This is a genomic window from Bacillus sp. LR--39, from assembly GCF_053613335.1.
Map to the genome: position 1 here is coordinate 1 of NZ_JBSIOT010001450.1, position 545 is coordinate 545.

The following is a 545-nucleotide window of genomic DNA, read 5'->3' on the forward strand; positions in this document are numbered from 1 at the left end:
GTTTGCTTCATTTCAATCAGAAGCGAAGAAAAAATGTCATCGAACAGTTCCTCTTTATTCTTGAAAAAGGTATAGATCGTACCCTTGCCGACATTGGCAAGCTTCGCCACCAGATCCATCGTCGTCGCTTTGTAGCCGAATTGTGTAAACGATTTTGTCGCCGCTTCTAAAATCAGTGCTTTTCGATCTTTGCTCACGGTTTCTCACCCCGGAATTGACTATTTGAACATTTTGGTCAGTAAGTACAAAAAGTAATGTAACACATATAAATGTAAAATGCAAAGATTAAATGTTATCTTTTCCATAAACAAACTTTAAAATGATGAAAGCTGTAAAAAGAGTGAAAATAAAAAAAGCCGCCGAATGGTTTCGGTCAGCTTTTTTTGCTCTTCTTTATTCGAAAAGGTGCGAGAGTACATCGGCGACGGCCTGCTTGCCTTGGTCGATGCAATCAGGGATGCCGACCCCTTCAAATGAGGCCCCCGTAATGAAAACACCCGGATAGGACGCTTCCAAGCCTTCCCTGATTTCTTTAATTCTTTTCT

The 545-nt window shown here is 40.7% G+C and carries 1 protein-coding gene and 1 pseudogene; both read right to left on the reverse strand.

From position 1 onward, the window contains the following. A partial coding sequence (locus ACWHAR_RS31060) for a TetR/AcrR family transcriptional regulator (protein ID WP_452088930.1) occupies positions 1-197 on the reverse strand: 197 nt, incomplete at its 3' end. 196 nt (positions 198-393) lie between these two features. Further along, positions 394-545: pseudogene (locus tag ACWHAR_RS31065) on the reverse strand (protoporphyrinogen oxidase); the annotation flags it as partial.